Raw genomic sequence first — 22,378 nt, 5'->3', positions numbered from 1 at the left:
AACGACCAACGGCCCAACCCACCGATCGCTTACGCGCCCCCGCCACCTGTCACGTTCGCGCTGCCCCATCGGTCATCAACACGATGCATCGCGACCCGCCCGTCGGCGAGCTCGCCGACGCGGCGACGCTCGCGCTCCTCCTCGCCCTCGCCGACCTCCCGCCCCACGAGCGCCTCGCGTTCATCCTCCGGCGCGTCTTCGGCCTCCCCGCCGACGAGGTCGCGGCGCTCGTCCCACCACCCCGCGCGGGTGACGCGGCCTCACCCCCGGCGGCGGGACCGTCATGAGCGCCCGGACGCCAATAACACCAGGAGGCCCACATGTCCACGCTCGACGCCGGAATGCAATCCCGCGGTCCCAGCCGCCCCGCCGACCGCGCCTACGACGAGGTCCACGGTCTCGGCTGGCTGCTCTTCGCCGGCATCATGCTGCTCGTCGCCGGCGTGCTGAACATCATCTACGGGATCGCCGCGATCGGCGACTCCAAGTTCTTCGTCGCCGACACCAAGTACATCCTCTCCAACCTCAACACGTGGGGCTGGGTGACGCTGGTCCTCGGCGCGATCCAGGTGATCGCCGCGTTCTCGATCTGGGCCGGCAACCAGTTCGGCCGCTGGTTCGGCATCGCCGCCGCGTCGCTGAGCGCGATCGGCGCGCTGCTGTCGATCCCCGGCTACCCGTTCTGGTCGCTGGCGATCTTCGCGGTCGACATCCTCATCATCTACGGCCTCTCGGCCTACGGCGGGTCGCATCGCAGCATGGTCTGACTTGCGCAACCGTGAGGTTGCATGTTAGCGTGGGCCGCCGATGCGGATCCTCGCGCTGTACGACATCCACGGGAACATCGACGCCCTCGACGCGGTCCTCGCCGATCCCCGGGCGCAGGACCGCGACGCGGTCGTCGTCGGCGGCGACGCGGTCCCGGGCGCGTTCGCCGCCGACGTCCTGGACCGCCTCGACGCGCTCGCCGAGCCCACGCACTGGGTCCGTGGGAACGGCGAGCGCGAGGTCGCGGCCGTCGACCCCGACGGCGCGGCGCCGGACCCGGACGACCTCCCGCTCGTCACCGCGACCCTCAACGCCCGCGCGCTCGACCCCGCGCGCGTGGCGGCACTCGGCGCGCTGCCGCTGACCCTCGAGCTCGACGGCGTCCTGTTCTGCCACGCGACGCCACGCAGCGACGAGGAGATGCTGACCCGCCTCTCCCCTCCGGACCGCTACGACGACGCGCTGGCCGGCGTCGAGCAACCGCTGGTCGTTGCCGGCCACACCCATCAACAACACGACCACACGACGAGCGCCGGCGTCCGCTTCGTCAACGCCGGCAGCGTCGGCCTGCCCTACGAGGGCGACGGCGCGGCCCGCTGGTTGTTGGTGGACAACGGCGAGCCCCGCCTCATGTCCACCACCTACGACCACGCCGCCGCGGGCGCCCGCATCCTGGCCTCCGGCTGGCCGGACACCGACTCGACCGCGGCGGCGATGACACAGCTGGTCGAAGCGCTCGAGATCACCGAGCTCTTCGAGTCTCGTACCACCTAGCGACGCTATGCCACCGGTGCGGTGGTCCAGCGGGCGCGGTTGGCGCGGCCCCAGCGGGCTTCGTCGGCGTAGCGGAGGAGGGTGGTGAAGTAGGTCTCGAGGGGTGGTGGGATGAAGCCGAGGCGGGAGGAGGCGTCGGTGCGGAAGACGCCGGGGACGCGGAAGTAGGGCAGGAACGCCCCGGCGCGCTGCTCGACCTCGGGCGCCGAGCCGGGCGTGACGAAGTCCGGGAGCGGAGCGTCGAAGGCCGATGCGGCGAGCTCGGTGAGGCGGCGGGCGGTCGGCGCGTCATCGCCGGCCACGACGTGGAAGGTCCCGGTGACCGGATCCGCGGTCGCCAGGGTCAGGAGCGCGTCGGCGACGGTGTCGACCGGCACGATGTCCACGCGCGCCTCCGGCGTCCCCGGCACGACCGGGAACAGCCCGCGCGCGAACGCCCGCAGCGGCCAGTAGATGACGTTGAACGCCGGCGTCCACCCCGTCCGGGAGTCCCCGACGACGATCGACGGCCGCAGGATCGACGTGCCCGGCAGGCCGGCGGCCAGCACGTCCTGCTCGGCCATCAACTTGGTCTGCTCGTACGTGTTGCGCGGCCGCTGGCCGACGTCGCCCTCGGACTCGCGGTACGGCCCGGGCCGGTCGCCGGCGACGTAGGCGGTGCTGACGTGCACGAAGCGCTCGAGCTCCGGAGCGCGCGCCGCCAGGTCGAGCATCGCGCGGGTGCCGCCGACGTTGATCGCCCACGCCTCGTCGTAGGGCAGCGTGAACTGCACCGACGCCGCGCAGTGCACGACCGCGTCGATCTGCGCAGCAAGGGCATCAACATCGCGCGGCGGCAGCCCGAGCCCCGGCCGGTCCAGGTGCGCGGCGACCGCCCGGACCCGCGGGACCGCGGCGCTCAGCGCCTCCGGCGGCAGCAGCGTCGCCAGCGTGCGCGCGACGCGCGTCGTGGCCGCCGCGTCGTCGTCGGCGCGGACCAGCACTATGATGTCGCGGTCGGTCTCCTCGACCAACCGCACCAACAACTCGCCGCCGAGGAAGCCGGTCGCGCCGGTGAGGAGGAGCACCTCCCGAGCCTGGCGGGTCCCGCCCCGGTCCGCGCGCGAACCCGCCATCCGGGGGGAGGCGACCCCCACCGCCGGGCGTGAGGCCTGCGCAGCTTCAGCCCAGGATGCCCAGCCGCTGCGCGCGCAGCACCGCGTCGGCGCGGTTGCGCGCCTCCAACTTCTTGTACAACGCGCTCGCGTGCTCCTTGACCGTGTGCGGGGACAGGTGCAGCGCCGCCGCGATCTCGCGGTTCGTGGCCCCGGTCGCGACGAGCTGCAGGACCTCCTGCTCGCGCGGCGTCAGCCCCGGCCCCTTCGCGGCGCCGTTGGCCGCGGCGTCGTCCTCGGGCTCGAACATCGACATGCCCAGCCCGACCATCCGGACCGCGCGCGCGATGTCGACCGCCGGCCAGTCCTTCGGGACGAACCCCGTCGCGCCGCACGCGCGCGCCGCCTCGGCCGAGATCCGCCCGGCGCCGGAGATCAGCAGGACCTTGACGCCGCGCCGGGCGAGGTGCAGCTGCTCGCAGATCTCCGGGCCCGACTCCTCGCCGACGAACAGGTCGACCAGCGCGACGTCCGGCTCGTAGCGCCGCGCGAGCGCGATCGCCTCCTCGCCGTTGCGCGCCGACAGCGTCTTCTCGACCCACGGCAGCTCGGACAACATCACCCGGAAGCCCCAGTGGACGACGTCGTGGTCGTCGACGACCAAGACCTTCAACTTGCGCGCGTCGCCGCTCATGACGCGACCGGCACCGCCAGCCGGACCTGCCAGCGCCCGTTCGGCCGCGGCCCGAACTCGACGACGCCGCCGACGTGGATCGCCTCCAGCGCCGCCAGCCGCAGCCCCATCCCGGGCGCGCCCGGCGCGGTGCGCGACCCGGTCACGCCGTCGTTCCAGACCTCCAGCACGAAGACGCCGTTCTCGGTCCTCGCCTGGACCGCGATCTCGGACGCGACCGCGTGCTTGCGCACGTTGCGGACCGCCTCGGTCAGGACCGACTGCGCCAGCGGCTCCAGGTCGACGGGCACCTCCGGGATGTCGCCCTGGACGTGCAGCCCGAGGTCGGCGTGCGCGACGGTCAGCCGCTTGAGCTCGGCGGCCAGCGTCGTCCCGGTCTCGCGCGCGCGACGGCCCAAAGGCCGCTGCAGCGCGCTGCGCAGCTCGCTCAGAGCGGTCTGGATCTCGTCCGCCGCGCGCAGCCGCGCGTCGTCGCCCAGCGGCCGCGTCATCACGAGCGACACGCCGAACAGCCGCTGGATCACGCGGTCGTGGATCTCGCGCGCGAGGTCGATCCGGTCCTCCAGCTGGCGCGCGCGCTCGCCGTGGAACGTCGCGATCCGCGCCATCGCGGCCAGCGCCAGCGTCTTGCCGAGCGTCCACAGCAGGTCGCGCGTCGCGTCGTCGAGCGGCAGCGCGCTCGGCGCCGGCTCGACCAGCATGACGCCCGGCCAGCGCCCCGCCGCCGCGATCGGGACGTAGACCAGCGCGCTCTCGCCGAGCAGCGGCAGGAACTCCGGCGCGATGAACTGCTCCTCGCCCGGGAGCACCTCGATCACGCGGTCCTCGGCCAGCGCGGTCGCCGCCAGCGGCGCGACCTCGACCGAGATGTGCGCGTCGGTGAACGCCGCCGGGTCGACGCCGTGCGCGCCCGCCACCCGCACGAGCCGCGACGCGTCGTCGTAGCGGAAGATGATCGCCCGCCGCATGTCGGCCAGGCGGCAGACCGCCTCGGCGAGGTGCGAGTAGAAGTGCTCCTCCGCGTCCGCGTCGGCCGGTCCCGAGAGCACCTCGACGAGCAGCTCGAGGGCGGGAATCGCCCCGCGGGCCTGCGACGGGTGCGTTCCGGATCCGGCGGGCTCCACCTCCGCATCGTGCCGCAGGCGGGGAGCGGAAGCGCGCCACACCCCCCGTTTGGGGGTCTGCCGGTCAGGCGCGCTCGCGCTCGGCGACGGCTCGCGCGATCTGCGCCCGCGAGGTCACGCCGAGCTTGGGGAACATCCGGTAGAGGTGCGACGCGATCGTGCGGTGCGAGACGTACAGGCGCTGCCCGATCTCCTTGTTCGACAGGCCCTGAGCGACCATCTGGGCGACCTGGACCTCCTGCGGCGTCAGCTCGTCCCAGGCCTCGGGCGCGCGCCGCGTGGAGTCCTCGCCGGCCGCCGCCAGCTCGACGCGCGCGCGGTCGGCCCAGCCGGACGCGCCGAGGCGGTCGAACGCGTCGCGGGCCGCGCGCAGCGGCGCGCGCGAGTCGACGACGCGCCGCTGGCGGCGCAGCCAGGCACCGTAGGAGAGCCGGATCCGCGCGCTGTCGAACGGCCACACGCCCAGCGCCGGATCGAGCGCCTCCTCGAAGCGCGCCTCGGCGACCTCCGGCTCGGCGAGCAGCGCGCGGGCGTGGCGCAGCGAGATCGCGACGCCGCTGCTCAGCGCGCGCCCCGCGGCGCGCTCCTCCAGCGCGGCGACCTCGGCGCGCGCCGCGTCGTCGTGCCCGCTGAGCACCGCGTACTCGGTCAGCGCGCCGGTCGCCCAGACCGCCTGCATGCGCTGGTGGACGGGCTCGCCGGGCCGGAAGACGCGGATCAGGATGTCGAACGCGTCGCCCGAGCGCCCGTCGCCCGCGGCCGCGAACGCGCGCCCGACCTCGATCGTCGACAGCGTCACGTGGTTGCCGGTGTCGAGCGCCAGCGCCTCGGCGTCGGCGGCCAGCGCGGCGGCGCGCTCGAGGTCGCCGCGCAGCGCGGCCAGCGCCGCCAGCGCGCTGAGCACGTCGGCCCGGACCAGCGGCTGGCGCGTCTCGTGCGTCAGCCGGACCGCCTCGGTCCCCGCCGTCGCGCACACGTCCCAGTGCCCGATCCGCAGCGTCGCCCACGCCTGGATCCGCAGCGCCTGCGTCAGCGTCGTCAGCCGCCCCTCCGCGCGCAGCCCGTCGACCGCCGCCCCGCACAGCCGCGCCGCGACGTGGAACTCGCCGACGCACGACGCCGCGTGGCCGAGCAGGTGCAGGCCGACCGGGTCGGCGGTCGCGACGAGCTCCGGGTCGCTGACCGACGCCAGGACCGTCGCCGCTTGGTCCAGCGGCGCCGCGTAGGCGCGCGCGACGACGCCGCGCGGGTCGAAGGCATCTCCTACAACTCGCTCCACCGCCTCGACGACCCGGGCCTCGCGCGCGCCGCCGAAGTCGACGATCCAGCACCGGAACGCCGCCTGCACCAGGAACTGGCGCGCGAGGTCGTCGAGCCCGCCGGACTGCGCGGTGTCGGCCAGTTCTATGAGTTGGTCGACGCGCTCGCCCGCGCTCGACATGTCGTAGTCGACGGCCTCCCGGACCGCTTCCAGCCGCAGCCGGTCGCTGCCGGTCAGCTCGAGTGCGCCGACCGCCGCCTCGACGCGCCGGATCGCCGCGACCTGCCCGATCTCCGCCGCCAGCTCGGCGGCGTGCAGGAGCCGCTGGGTGCGCCGCTCGCCCGCGACGCTGAAGTCCGCTGCGCGCTCCAGGGCGCTGACCGCGTCGGCGATCGCGCCCCTGCGCTGCGCGCGCCGCGCGACCGCCTGGAGGTCGGCGGCGACCGACTCGTCGGCGCCGAGCGTCGCGTTGGCGCGATGCCAGGCGCGGCGGTCCGGGTCCTCGCCGGCGACCGCCGCCAGCGCCGCGTGCGCCGCCATGCGCCGGTCGACCGGCGCGGCCCGCGCGACCGCCGAGCGCACCAGCGGATGACGGAAGCGCACCCGCCCGGCGGCGTCGCGCTCGATCAGCCCGGCGGCGACCGCGGGCGCGAGGTCGTCGCCGCCGGCGGCCGCGCGGGCCGCCACGGCGTCCATGTCGCCGGCCAGCGCGGCGAGCAGGACCGCGGTCCCGGTCGCCTCGGGCAGCTCGCCGAGCCGGTCGGCGAACGCGCGCTCCAGGCGATCCGTCATCGGCAGCTCCTCACCGGCGGCCCAGGCGCCGCCGGCCAGCAGCGCGCGCGGCAGCTCGACCAAGGCCAAGGGGTTGCCCTGCGCCGCCGCCAGGACCGCCGCGCGCCGCGCCGGGTCGAGCGCGCCGCCGCCGCTGCGGTCAAGCAGCGCCGCGGCGGCGTCGCCGTCCAGCGGCGCCGGCTCCAGCACGGCCGCGACCGCCTCGGCGATCGGCTCGTCGTCCTCCCCCGGCCGCGCGCTGGCCAGCAGGAACACCGCGTCGGCCGCGACGCGCCGCGCCACGAAGGCCAGCACCGCCGCCGACGAGCGGTCCAGCCAGTGCGTGTCTTCGACAACGACAACAACGGGCGAGACGGCCGCGATCTCGGTCAGCAGGTTCAGCACCGCGAGCGCGAGCCGGTAGATCTCCGGCACCGAGACCTCCGCCAGCCCGAACGCGCCGAGCAGCGCGTCGCGCTCGCCCGCGGGCAGCGCGCCGACCTCGCCGAGGACCGGCAGCAGCAGCCGGTGCAGCGCGGCGAGCGGCAGCAGCGCCTCGCCTTGGGCGCCCTCGACGCGCAGCACACGCCACCCGCGTGCCGCGGCGTCCTCGGCCGCCGCGGCGACCAGCGCCGACTTCCCGATCCCCGCGTCGCCGCGCACGAGCAGCGAGGAGCCGCCGGCCGGGACCGCGTCGAGCAGCGCGCCGAGCCGCGCCAGCTCGTCCGTGCGCCCGATCAGCCCCGTCGTGTCGGCCATGACGGGCCCCACCCAACCACATCTCCTACGGGAAGTCGCGATAGCCCGCGGCGACCCACGGCGGCGGCGTGCCCTCCGCCACCCCGCGCCAGCCGCGCGCCAGCGCGACCTCGCAGGCGGCGGCGATCAGCCCGTCCAGGCCCGGCGCCGCGACGCCCGCGCGCCACACGAGGTGCCAGGCGACGCACGGCTGCTCCGGGCCCAGCGGCCGGACGCGCAGGCTGCGCGCCGCGCCGTCCGGCAGCGTGGACGACGGCACCAGCACGCGCGCGCCCGCGGCCCGGCGCAGCAGCGCCGCCAGCTCGCGGCCCGAGCCGATCGGGACCTCGACGCGCTCCACGACGCACCCCGGCCGCCGCGCGGCCAGCTCCGCGACGAGCAGGTCGTAGACCGGCCACGCCGCGCCGTACTCGGCGACGAGCAGCGGGATCCCGTCGTCGGGATCGACCACATCAACATCGTCGTGAGCGAGACCACCGACGACGACGAGCGGGTCCAGCCGCAGCGGCAGCGCCTCCAGCTCGTCCGGGATCGCGCCCCGGACCGGACAGACCGCGAGGTCGAGGCGGTGGTCGGCCAGCTCGCGCAGCTGCTGGTCGCCGGAGGCGACGTGCTCGGCCAACGCCGCGCCGTCGGCGCCGTCGCGCGCGGCGGCGTGGTCGAGGATCGCCGACAGCGTGTCGGCGTTGGCGACGTGCGCGACGCGCAGGACGTCGCGGTCGGCCAGCGCCAGCGCGTCGAAGCGGTCGACCGCGCGCAGCACCCTGCGCGCGCTCGCCACCAGCCGCGCGCCCGCCGGGGTCAGCGCGACCGTCCGCGTCCCGCGCTCCAGCAGCGGCTCGCGCGCGCCGGCCTCCAGCTCGCGCACCGCCCGCGACAGCGCGCGCGGCGTGACGTCCAGCGCCTCGGCCGCCCTGCGCACGTCGCCGTGGTCGGCGAGCACGACGAACTGCGCGAGCAGCCGCGGGCGCAGCTCTACGCCGCCAGCGCCGTCCATCCGCCGTCCGCCTCCGGGATCCAGGGCTCGCCGGGCAGCGCGGTCGTGTCGAGCCACCCGCGCGTGGCCGCGACCTCGGTCGCGACCTCCACGAACCGCCGCACCGGCGCCGGCGCGCTGCGGCGCCAGACCAGCGTCCAGGCGTAGTAGGCCTGCAGCGGCAGCGCGCCGACGAGCGGGCACGGCGCGTCGAGCCGGACGCCGCGCGAGCGCAGCGTCACGTAGGCGTGCGCGCCCGCGCGGCGCATGGCATAGGCCTCGGTCCCGGACCCGGTGGCGACCGGGACGCGCCGGATCGTCACGCCCGCCGCCGCCTCGTAGGCGCCGACGAACGCGCCGAAGTCGTCGGCCGCGGCCGGGTCGTGGGCGACCGCGACGGTCCGGCGGCGCAGGTCGACCGGGCGGTCGAGCGCCGGGTCGCGCCCGATCACGCCGACCATCAGCGGATCGAGGCGTACAACATGCGAGCGCAGCGCCGGGTCCTCGCCGAGCGGCCCGCGGCAGAACGCGACGTCCAGGCGCCCGTCGCGCAGCGCGGCGAGCTGGTCGCTCGGCCCGAGCGTCGTCTCGCGCACCGGCGTCGCGGGCGCGCCCTGGGCGTACGCGTCGAGCAGGACCGCGACCGTGTCGGTGAACGGCAGGTGCGCGACGCGCAGCGTGTCGTGGGCGGCCGCGAGGTCCTCAGAGAGCGCGCCGAGCGAGGCGAGCACCTCGCGTGCGGCGGGCAGCAGGATCGCGGCGCTCGGCGTCAGCGCGACGGTCCGGGTGGTCCGGACGAACAGCTGGCGGCCGAGCAGGAGCTCGAGCTGCTTGATCGAGCGCGACAGCGCGGGCTGGGCGACGAACAGGCGGTCGGCCGCGCGACCGAAGTGCAGCTCCTCGCCGAGCGTGACGAAGCAGCGCAGCAGACGCGGGGAGACGTCGATCAGGCTCTGGGGGGACCGGCGCCGGGAGGGCGGCGCCAGCGAGGTCACGGTCATGGCCCGAACCTACGCCCGTGCCGGAGCGCGGGCGTACGCAACATGACTGCATGCGCGACCTAGGTCATGACTGCGTCAGCGCACCTGCAGCGCCAGCTTGCCGGTCGTGCCGCCGCGCTCCTTGGCGGCGATCGCGGCCGGCGCCTGCTCGTCCAGGTCGCAGGTCGCGCCGACGACCGCGCGCAGCTCGCCCGCGTCGATCCGGGCGGTCAGCTCGTCCAGGCCCGCGCGGTCGGGCTCGACCACGAAGTACTTCGCGGCGACGCCGCGGCGCGCGGCCTCCTGGGCGTCCGGCGGCTCGGCGATCGAGACGACCGCGCCGCCCGGCTCGACCAGCGGCCAGGACCGCTCCAGCAGCGCGCCGCCGACGAGGTCGAGCACGAGCGCGACCTGACCCGGGTCGCCGAACGTCGCGTCGGCCGCGTCGGCGAAGACGTCGGCGCCGAGCGCGGTCACCAGCTCCGCGGCGTCCGGCCGGCCGGTCGCGACCACCCGCGCGCCCGCGAGGTGCGCGAGCTGGACGGCGAGCGTCCCGACGCCGCCGCCCGCGCCGTGGATCAGGACCGTCTGGCCGGGCCGCAGCGCGCCGTGGCGGAACAGGCCCTGCCACGCGGTCAGCCCCGCGAGCGGGATCGTCGCGGCCGCGACGTGGTCCAGCGACGCCGGCTTGCGCGCGACGTTGCGCGCCTCGACCGCCACGTAGTCGGCCGCGGCGCCGTCGCGGTACCAGTCGGTCAACCCGTAGACCTCGTCGCCGACGCAGAGCCCGGCGGCGCCGAACCCGAGCGCCTCGACCACGCCGGAGACCTCGTGGCAGGGCACGACCGGGCGGCGGTCGTGGCCGGAGCGGTCGACCCAGGTCGACGGCCAGTCCAGCTCGCCGGGCGTGAACGACGCGGCGTGGACGGCGATCAGGACGTCCCCGGTCGTCGTGGGCGGGACCGGCGCCCGGTCTTCGTACCGCAGCTGCTCAGGGCCCCCGTGCTCGTGCAGGCGCAGTGCGCGCATCGCATCTCCCATGGCCAGCACGCTATGCGCCGAACGCGGGCGCGCCAATGCCGTTCCCGTGCCACTGATGCCGGTTCGCGCGGGTTCCTTTGCCGCGCGCGCGAAAGCGTTTACGGTGGCGCCGTGCCCCACCGCCTGCACGGACGTGACGCGGAGCGCGCCGCGATCGCGGGGCGCCTCGCCGCGCTGGTGGACGGCGGCGGCGTGATCCTCGCCGACGGCAGCGCGGGCCTGGGCAAGACGCGGCTGCTCGCCGAGGCGCGGGAGCTGGCGTCCGACGCGGGCGCGACGGTCGCCGCCGCGGGCGCCGAGCCGCGCGACCGGCTCGTCCCGCTCGGCGTGCTGCGTGCCGCGCTCGGCGCGCCCGGCGCGGGCGACGACCTCACGGGCGACCCCGCCGCGCAGCGCCTGCAGATCATCCGCGACGCCGAGCACCGCCTGCGCGAGGCCGCCGCCGCGGCGCCCGCGGTCGTGCTGCTCGACGACCTCCAATGGGCCGACGCGGGCACGATCGCCGGCCTGCGCTTCCTGACCTCGCGCCTGGCCGCCGCGCCGGTCCTGTGGCTGCTGGCCTTCCGCCCCGGCGAGGCGTCGCCGGAGCTGCGCGCCGCCGCCACCGCGTGGGAGGCCGCGGGCGCGCCGCGCCTGACGCTCGAGCCGCTGGCCGAGACCGCGGTCGCCGCCGCGCTGGCCGAGCTGGCGGGCGCGCCGCCGGGACCGGAGCTGCTGACGCTCGCCCGCCGCGCGCAGGGCTCGCCGTTCCTGCTCGTCGAGCTGCTGCGCGGCCTCCAGGAGGAGCGCGCGATCCGGATCGCCGACGGCGTCGCCGAGGTCGCGGCGCCGCGCCTGCCCGCCCGGATCCGCGAGACGATGCGCGTCCGCCTGCGCCGCCTCGGCCCCGCGTCGCGCGACGTCGCCCGCGCCGCCGCCGTGCTCGGCCGCTCGTGCTCGTTCGCGCAGCTGTCGGCGATGCTCGACCTCGCGCCGTCGGTCCTGCTCGGCCCGGTCGACGCGGTCATCGCCGCCGACCTGCTGACCAGCGACGGCGCCGCGCTGTCGTTCCGCCACGACCTGCTGCGCCAGGCGGTCCTCGACACGATCCCGGCGGCCGAGCGCCGCGCGCTGCTGCGCCACGCCGCCGACGTGCTGCTGACCGCGGGCGGGACGCCGTCCGACGTCGCCGCCGCGCTCGTCGCCTCCGCCGACGCGGGCGACCGCGACGCCGCCGCGACGCTGCTGACCGCCGCCAGGACGCTGGGCCCCGCCGACCCCGCGGCGGCCGCCCGCGTCGGGCGCCGCGCGCTGGAGCTGATCGACGCCACCGACCCGCTGCGCGCGCCGCTGGTCGCCGAGACCGCGCTGCTGCTGCACGCCGCGGGCCACGACCGCGAGGCGCTCGCGTTCGCCGAGCAGGCGCTCCAGGACGAGGACCTGACCGCCGAGCAGGAGGGCGAGATCCTGCTGCGCGTCGCCGAGATGTTGGGGTTGTCGGCCGACGTCCGGACCGCCCACGGCCGCCGCGCGCTCGCGCTGCCCGGGCTGTCGCCGGGGCTGGCCGCGCGCCACCGCGTCCGGCTGCTCGCCAACCTCGCCGTCTCCGGCGACCACGCGGAGGCGCGCGCGGTCGCCGAGACGATCCGCGTCCAGGACGGCCCGCCGACCGGGGCGCGCGTCCGGGCGCTCGCGCTGCTGGCGTGCGCCGAGGGCGACCTGCGCAAGACGCTCGTGCTCTGCGACGAGGCCGAGCGGCTCGCGCACGAGGCCGACGACGACGACCAGCGCGTCCTGGACGAGATCGGCCTGATGCGCGGCGACGCGCTCGCCGCGCTGGGCGAGGTCGGCGCCGCGCTGGAGCTCGCCGAGCGCGCGGCCGCGGGCGCGCGGATCACCCGCCAGGCGTGGGCGGAGCGGATGTGGGACAGCGTCCGCGGGCGCCAGCTGCTCGTGCTCGGCCGCCTCGACGAGGCCCACACGGTCCTGCAGCGCGTGATCGACGCCGGCCCGCTCGGCGCGACCGGCGACGGCGCGGCGCTCGTCGCCTACCTGCGCGTCGTGACGCACCTCGGCGACGCCGCGGGGCGCGAGCGCGCGCTGGCGCTGGCCGACGACCTGCTGCGCGAGGGCTCGCGCGGCGTCCGCCACCACGTCGGCTGGATGCTCACGCTCGACGCGTTCTTCCGCGGCGACCGCGAGGGCATGCGCCGCGGCGCGGCGGCCGGCGTGCCGCGCTTCCCGTCCGAGCCGGGCGATGCTCCGCGGCTGGCCCGCGTCGCCGCCGCGCTCGGCGACCCGGCGCTGATGGACCAAGCTGTAGGCCTTGCCCGGGAGCGCGCGGCGTGCGCCCCGCACACGCCGGTCCTCTGGGGCAGCAAGACGCACACCGAGGCGATCGCCAGCGGCGACGCCGCGGCGATGGCCGCGGCCGCCGAGCACCTGCTGGCCGCGGGCGCGCCGCTGGCGGCGGCGATCGCCCACGAGGACCGCGCGGCCGCGGTGACCGACCGGGACGCCCGGATCGCCGCGCTCGACGCCGCGCTGCAGGCCTACGCGAGCGCGGGCGCCGTCGCCGACCTCGCGCGCGTGCGCGCCCGCCTGAGGGACCTCGGCGAGCGCCGCCGCGTGACGGCGGGACCCGCGACCGGCGACGCCGCCGCGCTCGCGCCCGCCGCAGGCTGGGGCGCGCTGACCGAGGCCCAGCGCGCGGTCGCCGCGCTCGCCGCGGCCGGCCTCACCAACCGCCAGGTCGGCGAGCGCCTGCACCTCTCCCCCAACACCGTCGGCTCGCACCTGCGCGAGGCCTACAACAAGCTCGGCGTCCACTCCCGCGTCGAGCTGATGCGCGCCCACCAGGACGCCCTGCACCACGCATGACGACCGGCCGCCCGGCCCACGCCCTGCCGCTGCGCGGGCGCGACCGCGAGCGCGCGCTGCTGGGCGAGGCGATCGCCGGCGCCCGCGAGCGCGCGACCGTCGCGCTCGTCGTCGGCGCCGCCGGGATCGGCAAGACGCGGCTGCTCGACGAGGCGGTCGCGATCGCCGGCCGCGCCGGGTTCGGCGCGGTGCGCGGCGCGACCCAGCCCGACGAGCAGATCCTGCCGGTCGCCCCGCTGCTCGACGCGCTCGGCCCGGACCCGGAGCTGGACACGCTGGCCCTCGGCGGCGACCGCGACGCGCTGCTCGCCGCGCTGGAGCAGCGGCTGGAGGCGCGGGCGCTGGAGGCGCCGTTGTTGGTGGTCATCGACGACCTCCAGTGGGCCGACCCGCCGACGCTCGACGCGCTGCGCGCGCTGACCGCCGCGCTGGCCGACCTCCCCGTCGCCTGGATCCTCGCGCGCCGCCCGCCGAGCGGCGAGCCGTCGGCCACCGCGCTGGGCGCGTTGATGGAGGACCTGACCGCGGGCGGCGCCGTGCCCTGCGCGCTGGGTGCGTTGGACGCGGCGGCGGTCGCCGCGGTCGTCGGCGACCTCGCGGGCGCGCCGCCGGACGCCGCGCTGCAGGCGCTCGCGGCGCGCGCGCACGGCCAGCCGTTCGCGCTCGTCGAGTTGTTGATGGGGTTGGTCGAGGACGGCGCGCTGCACGTCCAGGACGGCGTCGCGCACGCCGAGCGCGGCGAGCTGCCCGCGCGCGTGCGCGAGTCGATGCGCGAGCGCCTCGCGCGGCTGCCGCCGCTGGCGCGCTCGACCGCCGGCGTCGCCGCGGCCCTCGGCCGCACCACGACGCTGCCGCTGTTGTCCACCATGTTGGAGGCCGCGCCGGGCGACGTGCGCGAAGCCGCCGACGCGCTCGCCGCCGCCGGCCTGGTCCGCCGCGACGGCGACACGGTGGCCTTCGACCACGACCTCGTCCGCGAGGCCGTGCTCGGCACGCTGCCGGCCACGGCGCTCGGCGCGCTGCGCCGCCAGGCCGCCGACGTCCTGCTCGCCGCCGGCGCGTCGCCGCTGAGCGTCGCGCCGCTGCTGACCGCCTCGGCCCGGCCCGGCGACCACGCCGCGGCCGCGACGCTGCTGGACGCCGGGCGCGCGCTGGGTGCCACCGACGCGCCGACCGCCGCGGACCTCCTGCTCCACGCCTTCGGCCTGACCGAGCGCGGTGACCCGCTGCGCGGCGCGCTGATCGCCGAGACCGCGCTGCACCTGCACACGGCCGACCGCGCCGAGGAGGGCCGCGCGTTCGCCGACGCCTACCTCGAGGAGCTCGCGCCGCTGGAGCAGGCGCGCGTCCTGGAGCAGGTCGCCAACATGTACATCTTGAGCGCGTCGGTCCGCGTCGCCGCCTCGCGCCGGGCGCTGGAGCTCTTGGAGGACGTGATCGCGACCGACCCGGCGGCCGCGGCCAGCGCGGCGACCCACCGCGCGCTGCTGGCCGGCAACCTCGTCGGCGGCGGCTGGTTCGCGGCCGCCGACGCCGAGATGGCCGCGGCCGAGCAGGCCGCCGCCGCGCTCCCCGCAGACCCCGCCGTGCAGGGCGCTATGACCGTCGCCCGCCTCTTCCACGCGATGCCGAACGCCCGCTACGGGGAGCTCGTGGCGGGCGGCCTGGCGCTGGGCGACGCGTCCGGCCCGCTCGGCAAGCTGCAGACGACCGTCGGCTACCACGGCCTCGGCGACGTCGACGCCGCGGTCGCGACCATGGAGTCGGCCCTGGCCGCGGCGCGCGAGGCCGGCGAGCTGTGGGCGGTCCGGATGTGCGAGGAGACGCTCGGCGTCGCGCTGACCATCGGCGGCCGCCTGGAGGAAGCGCTGGCGTTGTTGGAGGGGTTGGTCACCGCCGGGCCGTCGAGGCTGCTGCACAACGTCTCGGAGGCGAGCGCAGCGGCAGCGGTCGCCCAGGCGGCGCTGTGGCGCTCCGACACGCGCCTGAGCGCGCAGTGCGCGGCGCTGGCCGAGACGGGCCTGCAGGCCGACACGCCGGAGGTCCGGCGCCACTGCGCCTGGATCCTGGCCCAGCAGGCGTTCGTGACCGAGGGCGCCGAGCACGGTCGCGCCGTGTTGTTGAAGGCCTTGGGCGACGACCGCGCCGAGACGGCCCTGCCGCGCTTCCCGCGCGCGCCGCACGACCCGGTGATCCTCGCGCGCCTGGCGGCGGGCGCCGACGACCCGGAGCTGGCCGCCGAGGCGCTGCGCACCGCGCGCGAGGCGGCGCAGCGCAACCCGGGCGCGCACTTCCTCGCCGGCCTGGCCGCGCACGCCGAGGCGCTGGTCCTGCCGTCCGCCGAGGACCCGGACGGCGCGCGCCGCGCCGCGCTGCTGGAGACCGCGGTGGCCGAGCTGACCGCGCACGGCCAGTGCGCCCACCGGCTCGGCTCGGCGCAGGAGGACCTCGCGCAGCTGCGCGACGGCGACGAGACCGTCGCGTTGTTGATGTCCTCGCTCGACGCCTACATGTCGTGCGGCGCCGAGTGGCACGCCGCACGCGTGCGCGGCCGCCTGCGCGAGCACGGCGTCCGGCTCGGCGGCAGCGCCGAGCGCGACCGGCCGCCGGCGGGCTGGGACTCGCTGACCGAAGCGGAACGCCGTGTGGTCGGGCTCGTCAACGAGGGCCTGACCAACCGCCAGGCCGCCGAGCGCCTGTTCGTCTCACCGCACACGGTCAGCACCCACCTGCGCCACGTCTTCGCCAAGCTCGGCGTCAGCTCACGCCGGGAGCTGGTCGCCCGGTCGCTGCAGGCCGGCGGCTGACCGCCGCGCGCTCCAGCACGCCCGGCAGCTGCGTGCGCGACGTGATCCCGAGCTTCGGGAACACGCGGTACAGGTGCGATCCGACCGTGCGGTGCGACAGGTAGAGCCGCTGCCCGATCTCGCGGTTGCTCAGGCCCTCGGCGGCGAGCTGCGCGATCTCCAGCTCCTGCGGCGACAGCGTGTCGCGCGCCGGCACCGTGCGCGGCGCCATCTCGCCGCCCGCGGCGCGCAGCTCCTGGCGCGCGCGCTCGGCCCACGTCGCGGTGTGCGACGCGTCGAAGCCGTGGCGCGCGTCGCGCAGCGGCTCGCGCGACTCGACCAGGCGGCGGCGCCGGCGCAGCCACATCCCGTGCGCGAGCAGCAGCCGCGCGCGCTCGAACGGGCGCGTCGCCCACGGCTCGTCCAAGGCCATCATGAACGCGGCTTCGGCCTCGACCTCGCCCTCGGCCAGGACCGGCACCGCGTAGCGCAGGCCCATCTGGACGCCGACCGCCGGCGTCGCCCGCGCCAGGTCGCGCAGCCCATCGACGATCGCGCGCGCCTCCGCCTGCCGGCCGCAGCCGGCGGCCGCGTCGGCGAGCACCGCGACGCCCATGTACTGGTCGCGCAGGTGGTAGCTGGCATCGTCGGGGTCGAACATCCGCGCGACGATCGCGTAGGCCTCCTCGTGCTCGCCGGCGCTCAGCGCGGTCAGCGCGCGCGCCGCGCGCAGCCAGCCGAGGACCGCGCCGGAGCCGGTCCTGCCCAGGATCAGCTCGGCCTCGTCGTGCAGCGCCTCGGCCTCCGCGCGCTCGCCGCGCAGCCCGGCCAGCGCCGCCAGCGCACCGGTCGCGCCCGACCGCCAGATCGGCTGGTCGGTCTCGGCCGCCAGCCGGACGCCCTCGCTCGCGCTCGTGCTCGCGACGGCCCAGTCGCCCATCTGGATCGCGCCGATCGCGCGCATCACCGACGCCTGGGCCAGCAGTCCGAGGCGGCCCTGCTCGCGCAGCCCGTCCGACGCGCCCGCCAGCAGCCGCAGCGACGCCTCGTAGTCGCCGAGCGCGTGCGCGGCCGTGCCGTGCTGGAACGCGGCCAGCGGGTCGCGCGCGACCAGCGGCACGGCGGCGCGGATCGCCGCCATCACCTCGGCGGCGCGCGTCAGCGGCTCGGCCATCGCGATCGCCGCCAGGCGGCGCGGGTCTGCGGCGGCGACGCCGACCGCCTCGGCCGCGGCGACGACCTTGCGCCGGACGGCCGGGACCGAGCCGCCCCACCAGCAGCGCAGCGCGGCGCCGCCGAGCAGGTGCAGCGCGAGGTCGGGGTCGTCCTCGCGCGCGGCGCGCTGAGCAAGTGCGACAAGATGCAGGACGCGTGGCGCGTCGCCCTGGTCGTGGCCCGCGCCGTCGTGGAAGATCTCCGACAGCCACGCGACGCGCGCCTCGTCGTGGTCGCTCAGCGCCAGCCGCTCGGCCTGGGCGACGAGCGCCCGGACCATCTCGGCGCGGCCCAGCTCGAACGCCAGCTCGGCCGCGGCGAGGATCCGCCGCACGCGTGGGACGTCGGCCTCGCTCAGCTCGGCCGCGCGGGCCAGCGCGGTCGCGGCCTGCAGGATCGCGCCGCGGCGCAGCGCGCGCTGCGCGAGCGCCTCGACGTCGGCGGCGACCGCCTCGTCGGGCCCGGTCGCCGCAGCGCTGCGGTGCCACGCGCGGCGGTCCGGCTGGCCGTCGAGCAGCGCGGTCAGCGCGGCGTGCGCGGCCTGGCGGCGCGCGACCGGCGCGGCCTGGTAGATCGCCGAGCGCACGAGCGGGTGGCGGAACCTCAGCGTCGTGCCCTCCAGCCGGACGAGGCCCGCGTCGATCGCGGGCTGCAGCGCGGCGACCGTGACGACCCGGCGCTCCGCGGGCGCCTCGTCGCGGAGCAGCGCGTCGGCGGCGGTGAGCACGTCGGCCAGCGGCGCGGCCGCGTCGGCGGCGAAGACCAGCAGCGCGGCGGCGGTCTCGGCGGGCAGCTCGTCGACGCGCCGCGCGAACGTCCGCTCCAGGCGCTCGGAGACCGGGAGGATCGCCTCGTCGGCGGCCATCCCGGCGGCGCGCGCGGTCGCGGGCGCGGGCAGCTCGACCAAGGCCAAGGGGTTGCCCGCGGCGTCGTGCAGGAGCCGCCGCCGGACCGCGGCGGGCAGGCCGGGCGCGCGGGCGTCGAGCAGCGCGCGGGCCGCACCGACTTCCAGACCGCTGAGGGTGTGTACGGGGATCCCGAGGTCGCCGCCGCGCGCGGCCGCACCGTCGCGGACCGCGGCGAGCAGGACGATCGGGTCGGCGTCCACGCGCCGGGCGATGAACGTCATGACGTCGTGCGAGGCGTCGTCGAGCCAGTGCAGGTCGTCGATCAACACCAACAACGGGCCGTCGGCGGCGGCGAGCGCGAGCAGGCCGAGCGCGGCCAGGGCCACCAGGAACAGGTCGCCGCCCTCCTGGTCCTCGGCGCCGAGCGCGGCGAGCAGGACCGAGCGCTGCGGCGCGGGCAGCGCGTCCACGCGCGGGAGCAGCGGGAGCAGCAGCCGCTGCAGGCCCGCGTAGGGCAGCGAGGACTCGGCCTCGACGCCCGCGGTCGCCAGCACGGTGAGGTCGCGGGCGTGGGCGGCGGCGCGGGCGGCGTCGAGCAGGACCGACTTGCCGATCCCGGCCTCGCCGCGCAGGACCAGGGCGCTCCCGTGGGACGGCGCATGATCCAGCGCGGCGCGGAGGAGGGAGAGCTCGGCGTCGCGGCCGACGAGCGGGGCAGCGGCGCCGTGTGGGGAGAGGGACTGCACGGTGCACCGCAACCTACGAGCGGTGCACCGCGCGAGCATCACACGACCAGGTGAACCGCTATGACGCCACCACGGCCAGCTCGCCGACCGCGTCGTCCTGGCGGCGGCGCTGGGTCCGGGCGGCGGCGCCGATCGCGCGCAGGAAGCCGGTCAGCGCGGTCGAGGGCGCCTCGTCGCGGACCGCGACGGCGACCGTGCAGGACGGCGCCGGGCCGGCGATCTCGCGGATCGCGATCTCCGGGACCGCGATGCGCTCGGCGGCCGACTGCGGCAGCAGCGCGACGCCCGCGCCGGCGACGGACTCCAACAGCAGGTGCTCGGGCGACGGCTCGTTGGCGGTGATGATCTGCGGCGTCAGCTCGGCCGCGCGGAACGTGCCGATGACCGCGTCGTAGAACGCGGGGTTGGTCGTCCGGGCCGTCACGACGATGCGGTGGCGCGCGAGCCAGTCGATCGTGATCGGGCCGGTCCCGCCGCGCGGGATCAGCGCCTCCGGGATCGCGGCGACCGCGCGCTCGTGGGCGACCTCGACGGCCTTCAGGCCCGCCAGCGGCGCGGGAAGCGCGATCAGCGCGGCGTCGAGGCGGTCGCCGCGGACGTCGGCGAGCAGCTCGCGCGCGCCGCCGGTGGTGAGCTCGACGACCGGCGCGGGCGTGGTCAGCGTGCGCAGGCGGGCGAGCGCGCGGGGCATCGCGGCGGGGACCGCGTCCGGCGCGTAGCCGATCCGCAGGCGCGTGAGCATCCCGTCGCGGACGCGGTGCACGGCGCGGGTCGCGGCCTCGGTCTGCTTGAGCACGCGCTTGGCGTCGGCCAGGAGGACCGCGCCGGCCTCGGTCAGCTCGACGCGGCGGTGGGTGCGCGTCAGAAGTTGTACGCCAAGTTCCTGCTCGAGCTTGCGGATCTGCTCGGAGATCGCGGGCTGCGCGACGTGCAGGCGCGCGGCCGCGTTGCGGAAGTGCCTCTCCTCGGCTACGGCGACGAAGTACTTCAGATGTCGGAGCTCCATGGGGGTCGGCGGTTCCTTCTCGTCTCGGGGGATGCGGGGACGCAACCGATCCTCCGGGGCGAGCGGCCCGGGACCAATGCCGGGTTCGCGCGGGTTGATGCGCTTTTACGATGCTGAGCGATCACGCATCGCTGGCGCCGGGGTGGCCGGGACCGGGCCACGGCGCGAGGACGACGAGCAGGCGCGCGTCGCTGGAGGCGGGGACCGCGTGGCGCTCGCCGGGGTCGAAGACCGCCGCGAGGCCCGCGCCGCCGGTGACGCCGCCGAGCTCCACCTCGCCGTCGATGACGACCACGTAGGCGCGCTCGTGGACCTGGTGGTCCTGCAGCGACTCGCCCGCGGGGAGGTTGATCAGGATCGACCGTGCCTCGCCCCGTTGTGAGTGCAGCACCACCGGGTGGTGCGGGACGACGTCGACCGTGCGCAGATCCCAGTGCTCCATGGGAGGCGAGCCTACGCCGATGGGGCGTGATCGATCGATATGCTGCCGCCCGCGATGACCAAAGGCACGGAAGGCACACCTTTGATGGAGGACACCGCGCTGGCGGTCCTGGAGCCCGCGACCGAGGCGCTCCTGGCGTCGGTGCCGCGCGCGGGTGCGGACGAGGTCGACGTCGCGGTCGCCGCCGCGCGGCGCGCGTTCCCGGCGTGGCGCGACGTCGCGCCGGCGGATCGCGCGCGGCTGCTGCGGCGCGTCGTCGAGGCGATGGAGGGCGCGTGGGACGAGCTGGCGCTGCTCGAGGCGCGCAACGCGGGCAAGCCGCTGGCGTCGGCCCGGGGCGAGATCGGCATGGCGATCGAGGTCTTCCGCTACTTCGCGGGCGCGGTCGAGCGGCCGCACGGCGAGACGATCCCGGTCGCGGATGGTGTGGCGTTCACGGAGCGCACGCCGCTGGGCGTCGTCGGGCTGATCACGCCCTGGAACTTCCCGCTCAACATCGCGTGCTGGAAGATGGCGCCGGCGCTGGCGGCGGGCAACACGGTGGTGTTGAAGCCGGCCGAGCTGACGCCGCTGACCGCGCTGCGTTTCGCCGAGCTGGCCCTGGACGCGGGGCTGCCCGAGGGCGTCGTGAACGTCGTCGTGGGCACCGGCCGGGAGGCAGGCCGGCGGCTCGTCGAGCACCCGGACGTGGCGAAGATCGCGTTCACGGGGTCGACCGCCGTGGGGCGCGAGATCGCGCAGCGCGCGGCCGCGACGATCAAGCGCGTGACGCTGGAGCTGGGCGGCAAGTCGGCCAACGTGGTGTTCGCCGACGCCGACGTGGAAGCCGCCGCGCTGGCCGCGCCGTGGGCGGTCTTCGACAACGCCGGTCAGGACTGCTGCGCGCGTTCGCGCATCCTGGTGGAGCGCTCGGTCGTCGACGAGTTCCTGTCGCACCTGCAGGGCGCGGTGGAGGCGATCCGCGTGGGCGATCCGCTGGATCCCACGACCGAGATGGGGCCCTTGATCAGCGCGCAGCAGCGCGAGCGCGTCGCCGCGTTCGTGGGCGACGGCGCGGAGGTCGCGATCCAGGGCCGCGCGCCGGAGGGCCCGGGCTTCTGGTTCCCGCCGACCGTGCTGTGGCCGGTCGCCGACGACCACCCGGCGCGCCACGAGGAGATCTTCGGGCCGGTCGCGGTCGTCGTGCCGTTCGACGGCGAGGCCGACGCGGTCCGGCTGGCCAACGACTCCATCTACGGGCTGAGCGGCTCGGTGTGGACGCGCGACGGCGCGAAGGGCCTGCGCGTCGCGCGGGCGCTGGAGAGCGGCAACCTGTCGATCAACTCCAACTCGTCGGTGCGGCTGACGACGCCGTTCGGCGGCTTCAAGCAGTCCGGGTACGGGCGCGAGCTGGGGCCGCACGCGACCGACGCCTACACCGAGGTCAAAACCATCTACATCAACACGGAAGGGAAGTAGGGCATGCCGGGACGTCTCGAGGGCAAGGTCGCCGTGGTCACCGGAGCGGCGGGAGGGATCGGCGCGGCCACCGTGGAGGCCTTCCAGCGCGAGGGCGCGAAAGTTGTAGGCATCGACTTGGTCGAGGGCGCGCCCGGCGACCTCGCGCTCGCCGTGGACGTGACCGAGGAGTTCGCGGTCGAGCAGATGTACGCCCAGGTCGCCGAGCAGTACGGCCGCATCGACATCCTGTTCAACAACGCCGGCATCTCGCCCGACGACGACACGAGCGTGCTGGAGACGACGTTCGAGGCGTGGCAGCGCGTGCAGGACGTCAACCTGAAGTCGGTCTTCCTCTGCTGCAAGCACGGCATCCCGCACCTGCTGAACGGCGGTGGCGGCAGCGTCATCAACACCGCGTCGTTCGTCGCGGTGATGGGCGCGGCGACCTCGCAGATCTCCTACACCGCGTCCAAGGGCGGCGTGCTCGCACTGACCCGCGAGCTCGGCGTCGAGTTCGCCCGCCGCGGCGTCCGCGTCAACGCCCTCTGCCCCGGCCCGGTCGACACACCGCTGCTCCAGGAGCTGTTCGCCAAGGACCCGGCCCGCGCCGCACGCCGGCTGATCCACGTCCCGATGGGCCGCTTCGGCAGGCCGTCAGAGATCGCCAACGGCGTCCTCTTCCTCGCCTCCGACGAGTCCTCCTTCATGACGTCGACGACCTTCCTCGTCGACGGCGGCCTCTCCGGCGCCTACGTGACGCCGGAGTAGGCGCGGCGCCGCCGGCCGGGGGCGAA

17 protein-coding genes are annotated in these 22,378 nt (G+C 76.7%); 7 read left to right on the top strand and 10 right to left on the bottom strand.

From position 1 onward, the window contains the following. Window positions 1–83: 83 nt before the first annotated feature. Genes H030_RS0106480 through H030_RS36485 form a run of 3 tightly spaced genes read left to right on the top strand, consistent with a single transcriptional unit; the run spans window position 84 to window position 1,542 of the window. Window positions 84–287 carry a sigma factor-like helix-turn-helix DNA-binding protein gene (locus H030_RS0106480; RefSeq protein WP_027005521.1) on the top strand — a complete coding sequence of 68 codons (204 nt, stop codon included), beginning with the start codon at window positions 84–86 and terminating at the stop codon, window positions 285–287. Between the two features lie 33 nt (window positions 288–320). Continuing rightward, complete coding sequence (locus tag H030_RS29820; protein WP_155891873.1) at window positions 321–767, top strand: DUF7144 family membrane protein; 447 nt, start codon at window positions 321–323, stop codon at window positions 765–767. A 40-nt stretch (window positions 768–807) separates the two neighbouring features. After that, window positions 808–1,542, top strand: a complete 735-nt coding sequence (locus H030_RS36485; protein WP_051221872.1) for a metallophosphoesterase family protein — start codon at window positions 808–810, stop codon at window positions 1,540–1,542. 5 nt (window positions 1,543–1,547) lie between these two features. Here the strand turns inward: H030_RS36485 and H030_RS29810 are convergent, their stop codons facing one another. The 7 genes from H030_RS29810 to H030_RS0106430 form a co-directional block, all read right to left on the bottom strand. Beyond that, entirely contained in the window at window positions 1,548–2,609 is a 1,062-nt protein-coding gene (locus H030_RS29810; RefSeq protein WP_051221870.1) for an SDR family oxidoreductase, read from the bottom strand. A 94-nt stretch (window positions 2,610–2,703) separates the two neighbouring features. Next, window positions 2,704–3,330, bottom strand: coding sequence for a LuxR C-terminal-related transcriptional regulator (locus tag H030_RS0106455; protein WP_027005520.1), 627 nt, complete (start codon window positions 3,328–3,330; stop codon window positions 2,704–2,706). Continuing rightward, window positions 3,327–4,454: a sensor histidine kinase gene (locus H030_RS0106450; RefSeq protein WP_027005519.1), complete on the bottom strand. Its 1,128-nt coding sequence runs from the start codon at window positions 4,452–4,454 to the stop codon at window positions 3,327–3,329. Before H030_RS0106450 ends, H030_RS0106455 begins: the two co-directional genes overlap by 4 nt. Before the next feature lie 64 nt (window positions 4,455–4,518). Further along, complete coding sequence (locus H030_RS0106445) at window positions 4,519–7,245, bottom strand: helix-turn-helix transcriptional regulator (protein WP_027005518.1); 2,727 nt, start codon at window positions 7,243–7,245, stop codon at window positions 4,519–4,521. A gap of 25 nt (window positions 7,246–7,270) precedes the next feature. Then, on the bottom strand, window positions 7,271–8,242 hold the full coding sequence (locus H030_RS0106440) for a LysR family transcriptional regulator (protein WP_027005517.1): 972 nt from the start codon (window positions 8,240–8,242) through the stop codon (window positions 7,271–7,273). Beyond that, window positions 8,221–9,222, bottom strand: coding sequence for a LysR family transcriptional regulator (locus H030_RS39560; RefSeq protein ID WP_051221867.1), 1,002 nt, complete (start codon window positions 9,220–9,222; stop codon window positions 8,221–8,223). The genes H030_RS0106440 and H030_RS39560 overlap by 22 nt, the downstream gene beginning before the upstream one ends. Before the next feature lie 75 nt (window positions 9,223–9,297). Next, window positions 9,298–10,242, bottom strand: coding sequence for an NADP-dependent oxidoreductase (locus H030_RS0106430; RefSeq protein ID WP_196809022.1), 945 nt, complete (start codon window positions 10,240–10,242; stop codon window positions 9,298–9,300). 111 nt (window positions 10,243–10,353) lie between these two features. Here H030_RS0106430 and H030_RS0106425 point away from each other — a divergent pair, with 111 nt between their 5' ends. Together H030_RS0106425 and H030_RS0106420 are read left to right on the top strand one after the other, a co-directional pair. Then, window positions 10,354–13,101: a LuxR C-terminal-related transcriptional regulator gene (locus H030_RS0106425; RefSeq protein ID WP_027005515.1), complete on the top strand. Its 2,748-nt coding sequence runs from the start codon at window positions 10,354–10,356 to the stop codon at window positions 13,099–13,101. Then, entirely contained in the window at window positions 13,098–15,908 is a 2,811-nt protein-coding gene (locus H030_RS0106420; RefSeq protein ID WP_027005514.1) for a helix-turn-helix transcriptional regulator, read from the top strand. Before H030_RS0106425 ends, H030_RS0106420 begins: the two co-directional genes overlap by 4 nt. On the opposite strand, the gene H030_RS29800 is transcribed toward H030_RS0106420, so the two are convergent. The 3 genes from H030_RS29800 to H030_RS0106405 all read right to left on the bottom strand — a co-directional run bounded on the left by H030_RS29800 (window position 15,859) and on the right by H030_RS0106405 (window position 20,144). Further along, window positions 15,859–18,696, bottom strand: coding sequence for an AAA family ATPase (locus H030_RS29800; protein WP_051221865.1), 2,838 nt, complete (start codon window positions 18,694–18,696; stop codon window positions 15,859–15,861). The two genes, H030_RS0106420 and H030_RS29800, sit on opposite strands and share 50 nt — an antisense overlap. Before the next feature lie 58 nt (window positions 18,697–18,754). Next, on the bottom strand, window positions 18,755–19,702 hold the full coding sequence (locus H030_RS0106410; protein ID WP_027005513.1) for a LysR family transcriptional regulator: 948 nt from the start codon (window positions 19,700–19,702) through the stop codon (window positions 18,755–18,757). A gap of 121 nt (window positions 19,703–19,823) precedes the next feature. Further along, on the bottom strand, window positions 19,824–20,144 hold the full coding sequence (locus H030_RS0106405; RefSeq protein ID WP_027005512.1) for a hypothetical protein: 321 nt from the start codon (window positions 20,142–20,144) through the stop codon (window positions 19,824–19,826). 54 nt (window positions 20,145–20,198) lie between these two features. Between H030_RS0106405 and H030_RS0106400 the strand changes: the two genes are divergently transcribed. Together H030_RS0106400 and H030_RS0106395 are read left to right on the top strand one after the other, a co-directional pair. Next, entirely contained in the window at window positions 20,199–21,602 is a 1,404-nt protein-coding gene (locus H030_RS0106400) for an aldehyde dehydrogenase family protein (protein WP_231398377.1), read from the top strand. A 3-nt stretch (window positions 21,603–21,605) separates the two neighbouring features. After that, window positions 21,606–22,352, top strand: coding sequence for an SDR family oxidoreductase (locus tag H030_RS0106395; protein ID WP_027005510.1), 747 nt, complete (start codon window positions 21,606–21,608; stop codon window positions 22,350–22,352). Window positions 22,353–22,378: the final 26 nt, after the last annotated feature.

Source organism: Conexibacter woesei Iso977N (assembly GCF_000424625.1).
Lineage (GTDB): Bacteria > Actinomycetota > Thermoleophilia > Solirubrobacterales > Solirubrobacteraceae > Baekduia > Baekduia woesei_A.
The sequence above is the reverse complement of the archived record's forward strand: the minus strand, read 5'-3'. Positions and strand labels throughout refer to the sequence as shown.